The 15,905-nt window shown below is 36.4% G+C and carries 12 protein-coding genes and 1 other annotated feature (1 of these 13 cut by a window edge); all 12 genes read left to right on the top strand.

What is annotated here, in order from left to right; genetic code table 11:
* Positions 1 to 58, top strand: a binding site (T-box leader) (it extends 165 nt beyond the left edge of the window).
* Between the two features lie 62 nt (positions 59 to 120).
* The 12 genes from LKE46_RS00815 to LKE46_RS00870 all read left to right on the top strand — a co-directional run bounded on the left by LKE46_RS00815 (position 121) and on the right by LKE46_RS00870 (position 15,837).
* Positions 121 to 2,772: a valine--tRNA ligase gene (locus tag LKE46_RS00815; protein WP_291717529.1), complete on the top strand. Its 2,652-nt coding sequence runs from the start codon at positions 121 to 123 to the stop codon at positions 2,770 to 2,772.
* Positions 2,773 to 2,788: 16 nt separating this feature from the next.
* Positions 2,789 to 4,135 (top strand): bifunctional folylpolyglutamate synthase/dihydrofolate synthase, encoded by a 1,347-nt coding sequence (locus LKE46_RS00820; RefSeq protein WP_291717530.1) that lies wholly within the window; start codon positions 2,789 to 2,791, stop codon positions 4,133 to 4,135.
* A gap of 31 nt (positions 4,136 to 4,166) precedes the next feature.
* Positions 4,167 to 5,549 (top strand): amino acid permease, encoded by a 1,383-nt coding sequence (locus LKE46_RS00825; RefSeq protein WP_291717532.1) that lies wholly within the window; start codon positions 4,167 to 4,169, stop codon positions 5,547 to 5,549.
* A 171-nt stretch (positions 5,550 to 5,720) separates the two neighbouring features.
* Complete coding sequence (locus LKE46_RS00830; protein WP_291717534.1) at positions 5,721 to 7,325, top strand: flavodoxin family protein; 1,605 nt, start codon at positions 5,721 to 5,723, stop codon at positions 7,323 to 7,325.
* Positions 7,326 to 7,403: 78 nt separating this feature from the next.
* Entirely contained in the window at positions 7,404 to 9,512 is a 2,109-nt protein-coding gene (locus tag LKE46_RS00835; protein WP_291717536.1) for a methyl-accepting chemotaxis protein, read from the top strand.
* Between the two features lie 340 nt (positions 9,513 to 9,852).
* Positions 9,853 to 10,680, top strand: coding sequence for a nitrogenase iron protein (gene nifH / locus LKE46_RS00840; RefSeq protein ID WP_291717538.1), 828 nt, complete (start codon positions 9,853 to 9,855; stop codon positions 10,678 to 10,680).
* Positions 10,681 to 10,712: 32 nt separating this feature from the next.
* The gene (gene anfD / locus LKE46_RS00845; RefSeq protein ID WP_291717540.1) at positions 10,713 to 12,308 is read left to right on the top strand and encodes a nitrogenase iron-iron protein, alpha chain; all 1,596 of its coding nucleotides are present in this window, start codon (positions 10,713 to 10,715) and stop codon (positions 12,306 to 12,308) included.
* Between the two features lie 19 nt (positions 12,309 to 12,327).
* A complete protein-coding gene (gene anfG, locus LKE46_RS00850; protein WP_291717542.1) occupies positions 12,328 to 12,678 on the top strand; it encodes a Fe-only nitrogenase subunit delta in 351 nt (116 codons plus the stop codon).
* A gap of 15 nt (positions 12,679 to 12,693) precedes the next feature.
* On the top strand, positions 12,694 to 14,079 hold the full coding sequence (anfK, locus tag LKE46_RS00855) for a Fe-only nitrogenase subunit beta (protein WP_291717544.1): 1,386 nt from the start codon (positions 12,694 to 12,696) through the stop codon (positions 14,077 to 14,079).
* 81 nt (positions 14,080 to 14,160) lie between these two features.
* On the top strand, positions 14,161 to 14,607 hold the full coding sequence (locus LKE46_RS00860) for a hypothetical protein (protein WP_291717546.1): 447 nt from the start codon (positions 14,161 to 14,163) through the stop codon (positions 14,605 to 14,607).
* A gap of 1 nt (position 14,608) precedes the next feature.
* Positions 14,609 to 15,337, top strand: a complete 729-nt coding sequence (locus tag LKE46_RS00865) for a type 1 glutamine amidotransferase (protein ID WP_291717548.1) — start codon at positions 14,609 to 14,611, stop codon at positions 15,335 to 15,337.
* On the top strand, positions 15,325 to 15,837 hold the full coding sequence (locus LKE46_RS00870; protein ID WP_291717550.1) for a pyridoxamine 5'-phosphate oxidase family protein: 513 nt from the start codon (positions 15,325 to 15,327) through the stop codon (positions 15,835 to 15,837). The genes LKE46_RS00865 and LKE46_RS00870 overlap by 13 nt, the downstream gene beginning before the upstream one ends.
* The last annotated feature ends 68 nt before the right edge of the window (positions 15,838 to 15,905 follow it).

Below are 15,905 nucleotides of genomic sequence, written 5' to 3' on the forward strand. Positions count from 1 at the left end.
CATTATAGGTTTGTATGCTGCAGAAAAAAAGGTGGTAACGCGAGTCTTCGTCCTTTATTGGATGAGGACTTTTTATTTTTAAAAGAAAAGGAATATTACAAATAAATAAGGAGGATTTTTATGTCAGAGAAAAAAGAGATATCAACAACTTATAATCCAAAACAATTTGAAAAGAGAATTTATGACAACTGGCAGGAAAAGGGATACTTCAGTCCGCAGCCGGATGACCATAAAAAACCATATACTATAGTCATACCCCCTCCAAATATAACTGGCAAGCTTCATTTGGGCCATGCACTGGATGACACAATACAGGATATACTGATAAGAACTAAAAGAATGCAGGGTTATAGTGCATTATGGGTGCCCGGCGAGGATCATGCAAGTATAGCTACAGAAGTAAAGGTTGAAAAAGAACTTTTAAAGGATGGTATCAAGAAGGATCAAATAGGAAGAGAAGCATTTTTGGAAAAAACATGGGATTGGACTCATGAATACAGGGCAAGAATTGCCAATCAAATAAAAAAGCTTGGCAGTTCTGTAGATTTTACAAGAGAAAGATTTACCATGGATTCAGGACTCAACAAAGCAGTCAGAAAATTTTTTGTGAAGTTATATGATGATGGACTTATATACCAGGGCAACAGGATAATAAACTGGTGTCCAAAATGTCAGACGGCACTGTCCGATGCTGAAATAGAGTATGAAGAGCAGGAAGGTCATTTCTGGCATATAAAATATCCCATAGTAGGAAGTGACAGATATCTGGAAATAGCTACTACAAGGCCGGAGACAATGTTTGGTGATACTGCAATAGCTGTAAATCCCAAAGATGAAAGATACAAGGATCTAGTAGGGAAAAAAGCCATATTGCCAATAATAAATAGAGAGATTCCAATAGTTGAAGATGATTATGTCGACATGGAATTTGGAACAGGTGCTGTCAAAATAACACCTGCACATGATCCTAACGATTATCAGGTTGGAAAGAGACATGACCTTCCTGAGATAATAATAATGAATGAGGATGGAACAATAAAGCTGCCTGGAACCAAATACGACGGGTTGGACAGGTATGAAGCAAGAAAACTGGTAATAGAGGATTTGAAGCAGCAGGGTTTTCTGGTAAAAATACAAGAACATGTACATAATGTAGGATGTCATGACAGGTGCGGCACTACTGTTGAACCTATGCTTTCAAAGCAGTGGTTTGTAAAGATGAAGTCACTGGCAAAGCCGGCAGTTGATGCAGTTAGACAGGGAAAGATAAAATTCGTACCTAAAAGGTTTGAAAAGATATATTTCAACTGGATGGAAAACATACAGGACTGGTGTATATCGAGGCAGCTCTGGTGGGGTCATAGGATACCGGTGTGGTACTGCAAGGACTGTGGTGAGGTTATTGTATCCATGGATGAGCCTGAAAAATGTACGAAATGCGGTTCTAGTAATCTGGAACAGGATAAGGATGTGCTGGATACCTGGTTCAGTTCTGCACTATGGCCGTTTTCAACGCTTGGATGGCCTGACAATACCGATGATCTTAAATACTATTATCCAACAAGTACGCTGGTTACAGGCTATGATATAATATTTTTCTGGGTGGCAAGAATGGTTTTCTCGGGACTTTACTGTATGGATGATATTCCATTTCAGAATGTACTCATACATGGAATTGTCAGAGATTCTGATGGAAGAAAGATGTCGAAATCTCTCGGAAATGGTGTTGATCCTATAGATGTAATAGATGAATATGGGGCAGATGCACTCAGGTTTACGCTCATTACGGGAAATTCCCCTGGAAATGATATAAGGTACTATCCTGAAAGGGTGGAGGCTTCCCGAAATTTTGCAAATAAGATATGGAATGCATCCAGATTTGTGCTGATGAATATGGATGAAGATCTTATGAAAAAATATTCAGAGTGCAAAAATTATACTGAAGCAGATAGATGGGTATTGTCCAAATTGAATACACTTGTAGGGGAAGTTACTGAAAATATAGAGAAATTCGAACTTGGGATAGCATCGCAGAAGATATATGACTTCATCTGGGGAGAATTCTGTGACTGGTATATAGAACTTGTAAAGCCGGTTATGTACGGTGACAATGAAGAAGCAAAAGGTGTGGCCTATAATGTATTGAACAGGGTGCTGACTGTAAGTCTGCAGCTTTTACATCCAATAATGCCGTTTATAACTGAAGAAATATATACTCATCTCTATAACAGGGAATATGAGTCCATATGTATATCCAAATGGCCTGATTATGATGAAAAATTAAAGGATATGGAAGCTGAACGGAATATGGACTATATTATAGAAGCGATTAAGGCTGTAAGAAATTTAAGAACAGATATGAATGTCCCTGTTTCAAGAAAAGCAAAGGTACTTCTGCATATAACTGAAGATAAAGCAATAGGAGCCTTTCAATGTGGAGAAGATTATTTCAAGAAACTTGCTTCTGCTTCTGAAGTTCAATTTCTTGAAGATGAAAATGAAGTACCTGAAAATGCAGTTTCTACAGTTACAAAAGGAGCCCAGATATTCATTCCACTCTTTGATCTTGTAGACCGGGATAAGGAATTGGAAAGGCTGAACAAAGAGAAAACAAGACTTATGGGCGAAATAGAAAGAGTTGAAAAGAAGCTCAAAAATGAAAAATTTGTATCCAAGGCACCTGAGAAAGTAGTAGAGGGAGAAAGAGCCAAGGGTGAAAAGTACAGAGAGATGTTTAAAACTGTTTCAGAGCGAATAGATAGTTTGAATTAGTTAGGTGTGAAAGAGTATGAATTATATGGAAGCGCTGAATTATATAGAGAGTACGGCCAGATTCGGAAGCAATCTCGGGTTGGAAAGGGTTGAAAAATTACTTGAATTGCTTGGAAATCCACAGGAGAGGATAAAGTGCATACATGTAGCAGGTACAAATGGCAAGGGCTCAATAACAGCAATGATCAGTAAAATATTGAGTACATCCGGTTATAGAGTTGGAATGTATACATCTCCACATCTGGAAGTTTTTGAAGAGAGAATACAGATAAACGGAAACAACATATCCAGGGATGATCTTGCACTGTCAGTTACAGAAGTATCAAAAGCTGTTGACAAGGTATTGGAACTTGGATATGACAATCCCACGGAATTTGAGATAGAGACCTGTGTCATGTTCCACTATTTTGACAGGAAAAAGGTTGATTTTGCCGTAGTGGAAGTCGGACTTGGCGGAAGACTGGATGCAACCAATGCAATACCTCCCTTTGATGTGGGAACCGGTGGAGGCACGATTTTGAGCGTAATTGCATCCATAAGTTATGACCACATGAAGATTCTTGGAGATACTCTTGACAAGATAGCTTATGAAAAAGCGGGAATAATAAAAAAAGGTATTCCCGTAATTCTGTATCCCCAGAAAAAAATTGCAGAAAAAGTGATAGAGAACATATGCTTTGAAAAAAAATGTAGGCTTGTGAAAGTACCATGCAATTCTGTCAAACTGGTACAGAAGGGGAAAATAGACAAAAACAGCAGAAACTATTGTCAGGATCTGAATGCTCTTATGGCCGACGGGAAAGTGTACAGTATAAAATTATCACTGCTGGGTACTCATCAGATACTGAATTGTGTTGTCGCTATATTTGCTGCAGAAGAACTTATGAGAATGGGTGTAAATATTACAATGGAAAAATTGGTTCTGGCACTGTCTGAAGTAAACTGGATAGGCAGACTTGAAGTGATGAACAACAAGCCTCTTGTGGTTATGGATGGCGCACACAATATAGACGGTATAGAAATTCTTAAAAAGAGTATACAAACTTATTTTAAATATGAGAACATGGTCCTGATACTTGGAATATTGGCGGACAAACAGGTTGACGATATGGTGAGGGAAATAGTGCCTATGGCTAAAAATGTATTATGTGTCACTCCTGATAGTGACAGGGCGGAAAGTGCGGAAGAACTTAAAAAGGTTGTATTTAAATATAATAAAAATTGTGAAGCATTTGAAGATTATTATTCTGCCTATGTGAAAGCCATGTCCTGTGCAGGTGAAGATGACATAGTTGTCATAGCCGGTTCTCTTTATATGATAGGAGGCATGAGAAAACAGATTAATACCAATAAAAAAATATAGAAATGGCAAAAACATCAAAGGTGGCTTTATTATGAATCTTTTTAGGAAAAAATCACTGGAACAATTGCAGTATAGTATTCAAAAAACAGATCTGAGTAAAAATTTGAAAGCGGCGGATATAGCAGCACTCGGCATTGGAGCAGTTGTAGGTGTGGGAATATTTGTTGCAACTGGAGAAGGAGCCCATATGGCAGGACCGGGAATAATATTGTCATTTATTCTTGCTGGAATAGTAGCTTGCTTGTGCGGTCTGTGTTATTGTGAACTCTCTACGATGTTTCCGGTGGCAGGAAGTACATATTCATATGCATATATAGCTTTTGGTGAATTTATAGCTGTAATCGTGGGATGGTGTTTGACAGCGGAATATATTGTAGCGGCAAGTGCAGTAGCATCTGGATGGTCAGGAACTTTTAGGGGAATATTACAATCTACAGGTATAGTACTTCCACAGGTTATCTCTGCATCTCCAGCAAGTGGTGGAATCATAGATCTGCCTGCTGTTGTAATAATAATGCTTTTGACGGTACTGCTCTATACCGGAATGAAGGAGAGCTCAAAGGTAAATAATGTAATTGTTGTGATAAAGATGTCTGTAATTTTACTTTTTGTATTTTTAGGTGCATCACATATAAAAATTTCTAATTATCATCCTTTTATTCCCAATGGGTGGCACGGAGTTTTTACTGGAGCCAGTATTGTATTCTTTTCATTTCTAGGGTTTGATGCCATTTCCACTTCGGCTGAAGAAGCGGCTGACCCCAAAAAAGATGTATCAAAGGGTATAATAATGTGTCTTATAGTGGTATGTATTCTTTATGTGTCGGTGGCAACCGTACTTACAGGAGTTGTTCCATACAGGGAAATTGTTTCTGACAATGCAGTACCTGAAGCTCTATTCAGACTGGGTATAAGGTGGGGATCTGCTCTTGTAGGCGTAGGTGCCATTTTGGGAATGATTTCAACTATGATAGCGGTTTTATATGGTCAAGTAAGAGTATTTATGGCCATGTCACGGGATGGATTGCTGCCCAAAATATTTTGCAAAATACACAGCAGACACAAGACTCCATATGTGGCTACTGTAGTTGCAGGAATAATAGCTTCTATAATAGCAGGCTTCCTGCCCCTTAGAATAATAGTTGAATTTGTAAGTATCGGAACTTTGTTGAGCTTTATAGTTGTATCTGCAGGAGTAATTCATCTTAGAAAAACTATGCCTGATTTTGAAAGAAAATTTAAGTGCCCAGGAGTCCCGTTTACACCTATAATAACCATAATATGCTGTATAGTATTTTTGGTATCAATGAGGGGTATAACATGGATGGGATTTGCAGTATGGTTGTCTGTAGGACTCATTATATATTTTATCTACGGAAGAAAACACAGTGTACTGCAAAAAGAAGATAAATAGCAATTTAAAAAAGGTAGAGTTATCTATATTGACAGGAACCAGCACTAGCGGTTCCTGTCAATGTTAAGTTGTGATTAATTTAGTTAATTTCTCCGAATTGTAGTGTAATCACTAATCTAATTTTGTATAATTGTAGTACATAATTAGATTGGAATTGGAGGATATGACAATATGGAAGTGATTGTTCTTAATGGCAGCCCTAAAGGAGAAAAAAGTAATACATTCAGGATAACTAGGGCTTTTTTGGAAGGACTCATGGAAAGCAGAGACTGTAATATACATATGTTCAATATTTGTGAAAAAACTATTGAACACTGCAGGGGATGTTTTTCCTGCTGGACTAAAACTCCAGGTAAATGCATAATAAAGGACGATATGGAGGAACTTATAGAGAAGTATGTAGCATCAGATATTGTCATATGGAGTTTTCCACTTTACTATTTTGGAATGCCTTCAAAGGTCAAGGCATTTCTTGATCGAATGCTTCCTACGAATCTTCCATATATGAAAATAAACAATGATGGAACAAGCGGACATCCTTCCCGATATGATTTATCAAATCAAAATTATATTCTCGTTTCCACCTGCGGCTTTTACAGTAGAAAAAACAATTATGATGCTCTTATCAGGCAGTTCGAAATCATGTTTGGAGATAAACTTTCAAAAATAATTTGTCCCGAAGGAGAATTATTCCGTGTTCCGCAGCTTGAGAGAAGAATTTCAGAATATCTTTCCCATGCAAAAAAAGCTGGAATAGAATTTGGATGTAATGGTGTTATAAGTGGCAGCATACAAGATAAACTTGATGAATTGCTGTATCCTCCTGATGTATTTGTGGAAATGGCAGATGCCAGCTGGGATATTTCCGAAAATTCTTCAGAAGGGAAATCAAGTAAGGACAAGTCATACAATTTTATGAAGCAAATGGCAGCAATATACAACCCCGGAAGTTTTGAAAGAGATGTTCTGCTTGATATATATTTCACAGATATTGACAAAACCTATCAGCTTCACCTGGGAAGGGAACGATGTACTGTGGATACAGGAACCTCTGTTTCATATACAACGAGAATTGAAACTACTTTCGAACTTTGGAGAAGAATTTCAGAAGGAAAGGTCAATGGAGCGGAGGCACTGATGAAAAAACAGTATAAAGTTCTGGGTGATTTCAGTACAATGCTTAAAATGGATAGTTACTTTGGAATAAAGAGACAAACTACTGAAGTAGAATTCCAAAGGTACAAAACAAACATGCTTATACTTTTGCTCCAGTGGATAGTAATCTGGGTTGTACTGCCTATAGACAAGACCTGGGGAGGTACTGCGGGTATTGCTGTCTGTTCAATAATACCCCTTTTGTCATATAAGTTTAAACTTACGATTTATGATAAAATGAGTATTCCTCTAATCTGTTCATTGAGTATTTTGGGACTACTTGGAATTAGTTCTGCATTTCTAATATGTCTCTCATATTTAATGTTTGGCTTTATGTGGCTGCTTTCCTGCAGAAAGAAAATACCTCTTACTGCGTATTATTCAAGTAATGATTACAGTGGAATGGATGCCCTCGGTAATCCACTATTCTTGAAGACGAATAGAATTCTGACTGCGGCCTGGGGGGTACTTTATATTGTAATTGCTTTCTATACTTATTTTTTGATGGGAAGTATTTTATCAAGCTATGTCGGTCTCATAAATTCAATTGCACCTGTTGTCATGGGAGTTTTTACAAAATGGTTTGCAGGCTGGTATCCTGCCAAAATTGCCAGAGGATAATTTGTTTTTAATTGTAGTATGATAAGCAGAAAATGAGTAAAAAATTTTATTTTACTATATTTAGGAGGATGAAATCCTATGCTGAAAAAGATGAACTTGAAAACAAAAATTAGTATTATGATTGGCGCACTGTTAATATTGATTTTTGCAGCAACATTTTTTCTAGTACTGACGAGGCTGTATAATAGTAATATATTGCAAGCAAGGACTCTTTCAAAGGAAGTATCGAAATCTTACGCAAGTGAAATTGACAGACACTTTATAACTCTTGAGACAATAGCTGACACATTAAAAAGTTCAATAGATAGTCAAATGAAAAATGGTATTACAAATAGGAATATTATTATTGATGTTCAGAAAGATATATTAAATAAATATCCTCATATTTATGGAGTAACAGTGGCTTTTGAGCCCAATGCTTTTGATGGCAAGGATGCATCTTATGCTGGAAAACCGGAATATGGGAAAAAGGGAATGTTTATACCTTATGTAACGAGAGATAACGGTTCTTTTCATGTTGAACCGGCATATAATTCTGAAACGGACATGAACTGGTACAATAGGCCAAAAGAAAGTAAAAAGACATTTGTGACGGAGCCAACCGTATATAAGGTAAATGGCCAGGATATTTCTATGGCATCTTTGGTAGTACCTATTTTAGATGAAAATAAAAATTTTAGAGGTGTCATATCTATAGACTACAGCCTTGAAACATTTCAAGGTATTGTGGAGCAGATAAAACCTATGGGGGGATATGCACAACTTTTATCTAGAAATGGTAAATATGTAGCAAGCGGGGCTAACAAAAAATTGAGAATGACTGATGCAAAAAAAAGTGGCGGTGACTGGAATAATATTGCGAATCAAATTTCATTGGGAAAAAGTGTACAGGTTTTAGGAAAATCAATTTTAACTAATGAGGATGTTTTTAGAGTTGCATATCCGGTAAAGATAGATGACTATGATATAAATTGGAGTCTATGTGTGGATATTCCTGTAAAAAATGTTTTACAAGATTTCTATACTCAATTACGGTATATAATATTATTAGCTTTTATAGGACTTATTATTGTAATAGCAGTAACGATATTGATAGTTTCTTATATTACCAAGGGACTTAAATATGCTGAAAGTCAATTGGATTTACTAGCACAAGGTGATTTAAGCAGGAAGATTGATGTTAAGTATTTGAAATCAGAAGATGAGATTGGAAAAATGATCAATTCAATGTGGAAAATGCATGAGTCAATTAAAAATATAATAAAGGGAGTAGAGAATGGGTCTCTAAGTGTGGAATCAACTATAAGCAGTGTTGAGAAAAATATTGGAAATCTAAATTCTAGAATTTCTGATATATCTGCAACCACCGAAGAGCTGTCGGCAGGAATGGAGGAGACAGCTTCATATTCCGAAGAAATGAATAATTCCGTATCTCAAGTCAAGAAAAATATTGATGGAATATCGGTAGAAATCGAAAATGGTTTAAGAACAGCGAGGGAAATTAACGAGAGGGCAATTCAACTAAAATCCTCGGCGATTCAGTCACAAAAAAGTGTTCACAATATGAGTGACAATATAAAAATAAAACTTCAAGTGGCAATTGAGAAATCTAGAGCTGTAGAGCAAATAGGATCATTGACAGAGGGAATATTGGAAATAACTTCTCAGACTAATTTGCTAGCGCTAAATGCAGCTATTGAGGCTGCAAGGGCAGGAGAAGCTGGAAAAGGGTTTGCCGTCGTTGCAGATGAAATTAGAAAACTTGCCGACTTGTCAAAAAGTACTGTTATTGAAATCCAAAATATAATAAAAACTGTAACTGAGTCAGTTGATGCACTTAAAGGCAGTTCGAAAGATATGATCGAATTCGTTGAAACTCAGATTATACCGGATTATGATAATTTGGTAAATACAGGTGAACAATATAGTAGAGATTCTTCTGTAGTTGAAAAATTGGTTTCAAATTTTAATGAAATATCTGAAGAGTTGCTTGTCTCAATTTCCGGTATAGTAAAATCTGTGGAGGAGGTAGCCGCAGCATCTGGAGAAGGGGCTAAAGGAACAACCAATATAGCTCAGATGACATCGGCCATAGTTGAATTAAGTGATAATGTGATGAATCAAGCAGTTCAGTCAAATTTGAATGTAGAAAAATTAAGAAAGATAATTTCAGCATTTAAATTATAAAAAGTTGAAAAAACATAAAATAAAGAAAAGGAATGGCTGTCACACTAATTTTTTAGTGTGACAGCCATTCCTTTTATACAAAACATAACTAAATGGAATGTATAGATCTTTATGTAATCGTTAAATTTATAATATATTATTAAATTACTAAAAATAGATAGTTATTTTAACAATTTAACAAAAAAATATAAAAATAATATTGACAGTTAATAAAATCTCACATATAATCATATAAAACAATACAAAAACATATTAAATGGAAATAATGTGGCACATTTTATTAGATTATGTTTGCATTAACATTTTCCAAATATTTAAATTTGAAAGGGAGTATATTAATATGACAAGGAAAATTGCATTTTATGGAAAAGGTGGAATAGGTAAATCAACTACACAGCAAAATACAGCAGCAGCAATGGCACATTTTTATAATAAAAAGATATTCATACATGGATGTGATCCAAAAGCTGATTCAACACGTATGATTCTTGGAGGAATGAGCCAGAAGACATTAATGGATATGCTTCGTGATGAGGGTGAAGAAAAGATTACTGCTGAAACAATTGTAAAGACTGGATACGGGGATATCAAATGCGTAGAATCAGGTGGACCGGAACCTGGAGTAGGCTGTGCAGGCCGTGGTGTAATAACAGCTATTGACCTTATGGAAAAGAATGGTGCATATACTGAAGATCTGGATTTCGTATTTTTCGATGTACTTGGGGATGTTGTATGTGGTGGATTTGCAATGCCACTTCGTGATGGTAAGGCACAGGAAGTATATATAGTTGCTTCTGGAGAGATGATGGCCATATATGCTGCAAATAATATTTGTAAAGGTCTTGTGAAATATGCAAATAGAAGTGGTGTCCGTCTTGGTGGAATCATCTGCAATAGTCGTCAGGTAGACAGAGAAAGAGAATTTTTGGAAGAATTTACTGCATCGATTAATACACAACTAATTCATTTTATGCCCCGTGATAATATCGTACAAAAGGCTGAATTTAATAAAAAGACAGTTATAGAGTTTGATGATCAATGCAATCAAGCAAAAGAATATGGAGAGCTGGCACGGAAGATTATAGAAAACAAAAAGTTTACTATTCCTACACCGCTTGAAATGCCTGAGTTGGAAGCTATGGTTGTGAAATATGGTATCGGTGATTAAGTAAATATTATTAAATAGAGGAGGAATTAATTATGCCATATCATTTATTTAAATGTAGTGAATGTATTCCTGACAGGAAACAGCATGTAGTTGAAAAAGGAAAAGGTGAGAAGATAACAGATGCACTTCCACTGGGATATCTCAATACAATTCCTGGGACCCTTTCAGAGAGGGGATGTGTATACTGTGGTGCAAAACATGTTATCGGTACTCCTATGAAAGATGTAATACACATGAGCCATGGACCCATAGGATGCACCTATGATACCTGGCAGACCAAACGTTATATAAGTGACAATGACAATTTCCAGATTAAATATACTTTTGCTACGGATGTAAAAGAAAAGAATATAGTGTTCGGAGCTACAAAACTATTGAAGAAAAATATTATTGAAGCTTTCAAGGCATTTCCAAAGATTAAAAGAATGACCATATACCAAACTTGTGGTACGGCCTTGATAGGTGATGATATCGAAGCTGTTGCCAAAGAGGTAATGGATGAGATGCCGGATGTAGATATATTCGTATGTAATGCTCCGGGATTTGCTGGGCCAAGCCAGTCAGGAGGTCACCATAAGATAAATATAGCATGGGTCAATAACAAGGTAGGAACTTATGAACCTAAAATTACCAGTGATTATACCATCAATTATATAGGTGAGTACAACATTCAGGGTGATCAGGAAGTTATGCAGGATTATTTCAAGAGAATGGGGATACAGGTGCTTTCAACCTTTACAGGTAATGGATCCTACGATGACTTGAGAGGTATGCATCTTGCAAAGTTAAGCGTACTTGAATGTGCACGTTCTGCTGAATATATAGCTAATGAATTGAGAAAGCAATATGGGATTCCACGTATGGACATAGATGGATTTGGATTCGGACCGCTGTCGGCTTCACTTAAAAAGATTGGATTGTTCTTTGGAATTGAAGATAGAGCCCAGGCTATAATAGACGAGGAAACTGCCAGATGGAAGCCGGAACTTGATTGGTACAAAGAGCGTTTAAAAGGTAAAAAGGTATGTTTGTGGCCAGGTGGATCAAAATTATGGCACTGGGCACACGTAATACATGAGGAAATGGGAGTGGAAGTTGTTTCTGTATATACAAAATTCGGACACCAGGGAGATATGGAAAAGGGTATTTCAAGGTGTGACTGTCAAGGAGCACTTGCCATAGACGATCCCAATGAACTTGAATCACTTGAAGCTATGAGAACATTGAAACCGGATGTAATTTTTACCGGTAAAAGACCAGGTGAATATGCAAAAAAAATAGGAGTCCCATATATTAATGCACACGCATATCACAATGGGCCTTACAAGGGATTTGAGGGATGGGTCAGGTTTGCACGGGATATATATGATGCAATTTATTCGCCTATTCATCAATTGGCATTTGTGGATATAACCAAGGATGAAATACCTGAAAACAGCGGATTTCTTACCCAGAAAATTGAGTCTGATGGAAATTTGAGTGAAGAAGTAGCTGCGTCAGCTGAATTGAGGGAATATACTGGCAAATATGATTGCGTTTCATCACTGAGAGATAAGGACTACCCATATTTGGAGGAGCAAGAAGAAAAGAGAAAGGTAAAGAAAAGTGTAAAGAAGCTGGCAATGTAATAAGTGGAGGTGACTGTTTGTGGAACAGGATATGAAAGACAAGGTAGAGCAGCTTACAAATTATATAATGAAAAATTGTCTCTGGCAATTCAATTCACGTGCATGGGACAGAGAAAATCAGAATGAAGGAATACTTACAAGAACCATGCAGATATTATGTGATGAACCAGTTGAAAAAGAGACACCGGCCGGGAGGTATTACTGGGCTGAAGCTGTATATCTGGCAGGAGTTTATAAAAGCAGATATACGTGGATAAATGATATGAGCAAGGAAGAAATCAAGATACTAATGAAGGAACTCAAGGACAATATAGATTATTTGACTATTACAGGATCATTGAACGAAGAACTCAAGGATCCATTATATTAGAGAGGAGGCATAAATATGTCTTGCAGTGTAAAACAAAAAGAACGTGAAGGTATTATAAACCCTATATTTACGTGCCAGCCTGCCGGTGCACAGTATGCCAGCATAGGCATAAAAGATTGTATTGGACTGGTTCATGGAGGGCAAGGATGTTGTATGTTTGTAAGGTTGATATTTTCACAACATTTCAAGGAGAGCTTTGAACTTGCATCCTCGTCATTGCATGAAGATGCAGCCATATTTGGAGGATTGGGCCGTGTTGAACAGGGAGTGGATGTACTTTTGATGAGGTATCCTGACCTGAAGGTAATACCAATAATTACAACCTGTTCTACAGAAGTTATAGGTGATGATATAGATGGTGCCATAACAAAATTGAATAAAGGACTTTTAAAGGAGAAATATGCCGGCAGGGAAGTCCATCTTGTTCCAATTCACACACCAAGTTTCAAAGGAAGCATGGTCAGCGGATATGATATAACGGTGGAAGCATTTGTAAAGGCATTTGCAAAGAAAGACAAACCTAATGGAAAGATAAATCTTATTACAGGATGGGTGAATCCAGGTGATGTAAAAGAATTAAAGCATATTTTAAAGGAAATGGATATAGATGCTACAGTCCTGTTTGAAATTGAAAAATTTGATGCACCGCTGCTGCCTAAAGAACATGCAGCTCCTCATGGAGAAACTACAATAGAGGATCTCACTGATACTGCAAATGCTGTAGGGACGATTGCCCTTAATAAATATGAAGGTGGAAAGGCTGCAGAATATCTTGAAAATGAATTTGACGTACCTGCTGTCATAGGACCAACTCCTATTGGAATACGCAATACTGACATATTTCTGAAAAGACTGAGCAAAATGACGGGAAAGCCAATTCCGAAGTCACTGGCCTATGAACGTGGAGTCGCAGTTGATGCATTGACAGACCTTACACATATGTTCTTTGCAGATAAAAAGGTTGCTATTTTCGGAAATCCCGATCTTGTAATTGGACTTGCAGAATTTTGTATAGATCTTGAAATGAAACCTGTACTGCTTCTTCTGGGGGATGATAATCAAGGTTATGTAAAAGATCCTCGTATAAAAGAACTTCAGGAAAAAGTCAGCTTTGACATGGAGGTAGTTTTAAATGCAGATCTATTCGAACTTGAAGATAGAATCAAGAAAGGACTTGAACTTGATCTTATAATGGGTCACTCAAAAGGCAGATTCGTGGCTATGGATAATAATATACCTATGGTACGAGTTGGATTCCCTGTTTTCGATAGAGCGGGATATTACAGACATCCGACAGTTGGATATAATGGCGCAATATGGCTGGCAGAAGAAATGGCAAACGTGATGTTCAATGATATGGAATATAAGCGTAATAAAGAGTGGCTGCTTGCCATGTGGTAAATATTATAAATATAATTTTATATTTTGCCAGGATCGGTAGGTTATCGATTCTGGCAAAATCATTAAAGGAGGGTTATTGACATGATAGGTAGCACAATACGTATAGAAATAGACCTGGAGTCGTTTGAAAAACATTATAAAGACGCAAAAGGATTTCACCGCAGAGCGGAACAGTTTCTAAATGAGGGCCAGAGCTCAAGTGTAATATTCAATGTAGCTTCTATTGCTCTTGAACGATATTTGATTGCGATATGTTATCTATATGGAGCACCCCCATGGAACAATACTTATGCTTCTCTTATGGATATTGTAGAAATAATTGTTGACTTTCCACAAGATTTAAATGATGAAATAAGATCTATAGGCAAGTTGTCTCAGCCATATCTTTGCTCTATGGAGCCATATCATGGAAAGTTTCCTGAAGCAGCTGATGCAGATAGAATTCTTTCAATATGTGATAAAGTGAGCAGAACATTTGATCAATCAAGGATTTCAGCAATTAGATCAACAAAAAAGAAGGGAAAATGATATGAAAATTCACTATTTACAGCATGTGCCTTTTGAGGGCCCAGCAAATATTGTAAACTGGGCATATAAAAGAGGACATAAACTTACTGGTACCCATTTCTACAATTATGAAACTGTCCCTGATATGAGTCAATTTGATTGTCTTATTATCATGGGTGGACCTATGAATATTTATGAAGAAAAAAAATATCCGTGGCTGAAATATGAGAAAAAATTTATTAAAGAGGCTATTGATAATCATAAGACTGTATTGGGTATATGTCTTGGTGCACAACTTATTACTGATGTTCTCGGTGGTAAAGTAACTAAAAATCCGGAAGGAGAAATTGGATGGCTGCCTGTCAATTTCAACATAAAAGGAATCAATTCATCTCTTTTTAAGAGTTTTCCTGAAATGTTGTATGTTTTCCAGTGGCATAATGATACGTTCAGTGCACTGGGAAATGGTGCCAGATGCATTGCATATAGTAAAGCCTGTAAAAATCAAGCTTTTATATATAGAGACAGAGTAATAGGTTTTCAGTTCCATATGGAAAGTACAAAAGACAGTATTTTTTCACTTATGGAGAATTGCAAGGATGAGATGAAAGAAGGCTCCTATGTACAGACTCCTCAAGAGATAGAAGCAAAAATGGACAATTTGAAGGCAGCGAATGAAATTATGAATGATTTTTTAGATAAGCTTGAATCCATTATTTTGAAAGGAGACAATTATATATGGAAAGAATAAGATATATCCAGAGAGTCTGTCATGACGAGGAAAAAATCCACAGATTTTTGGATGAACAAAAGGTTGGAATACTTGGTATGTGTGACAAAAACAGTCCCTATGCCATACCCGTAAATTATATATATTGGAATAAAAAAATTTATATACATGGTATGGGAAGCGGTAAAAAAAATAGTATACTTGAAGCAAATTCCAAAGTCTCCTTTACAATCTTTGAGGAATTTGGAACAGTGAAGGATCCTATACCCTGTAAATGTGATACTTCATATTTTAGTGTTGTTATTTTTGGAAAAGCTATTCTTGTAGAAGACCTTGATGAAAAGACAAAAGCTCTTACAAAATTTCTGGATAAATTTGTTCCGGGATTTTTTAATAGTCCCCTTTCTACAAAATTTGTGAATAAATATCGTTCGTCACTGGACAATATGGCCGTTACTGTATATTGCATTTATCCTGATGATCTAACTGCTAAAGAAAACCCGGCAAACAACATTTATTAATAGTTATGTTATTCATATACTGTTATTTTAAAGCATTATATTATATAATAATGTTATTAGTTTAACAT

The sequence above is a fragment of the Clostridium sp. genome (assembly GCF_022482905.1).
Classification (GTDB): Bacteria; Bacillota; Clostridia; order Clostridiales; family Clostridiaceae; genus Clostridium_B.

Bases quoted from the DNA above. Each gene is read 5' to 3' on its own strand.
- LKE46_RS00825 (WP_291717532.1), top strand. From the start codon at position 4,167: ATGAATCTTTTTAGGAAAAAATCACTGGAACAATTGCAGTATAGTATT.
- nifH (WP_291717538.1), top strand. From the start codon at position 9,853: ATGACAAGGAAAATTGCATTTTATGGAAAAGGTGGAATAGGTAAATCA.
- anfD (WP_291717540.1), top strand. From the start codon at position 10,713: ATGCCATATCATTTATTTAAATGTAGTGAATGTATTCCTGACAGGAAA.
- LKE46_RS00830 (WP_291717534.1), top strand. From the start codon at position 5,721: ATGGAAGTGATTGTTCTTAATGGCAGCCCTAAAGGAGAAAAAAGTAAT.
- LKE46_RS00815 (WP_291717529.1), top strand. From the start codon at position 121: ATGTCAGAGAAAAAAGAGATATCAACAACTTATAATCCAAAACAATTT.
- LKE46_RS00865 (WP_291717548.1), top strand. From the start codon at position 14,609: ATGAAAATTCACTATTTACAGCATGTGCCTTTTGAGGGCCCAGCAAAT.
- anfK (WP_291717544.1), top strand. From the start codon at position 12,694: ATGTCTTGCAGTGTAAAACAAAAAGAACGTGAAGGTATTATAAACCCT.
- LKE46_RS00820 (WP_291717530.1), top strand. From the start codon at position 2,789: ATGAATTATATGGAAGCGCTGAATTATATAGAGAGTACGGCCAGATTC.
- LKE46_RS00870 (WP_291717550.1), top strand. From the start codon at position 15,325: ATGGAAAGAATAAGATATATCCAGAGAGTCTGTCATGACGAGGAAAAA.
- LKE46_RS00860 (WP_291717546.1), top strand. From the start codon at position 14,161: ATGATAGGTAGCACAATACGTATAGAAATAGACCTGGAGTCGTTTGAA.
- LKE46_RS00835 (WP_291717536.1), top strand. From the start codon at position 7,404: ATGCTGAAAAAGATGAACTTGAAAACAAAAATTAGTATTATGATTGGC.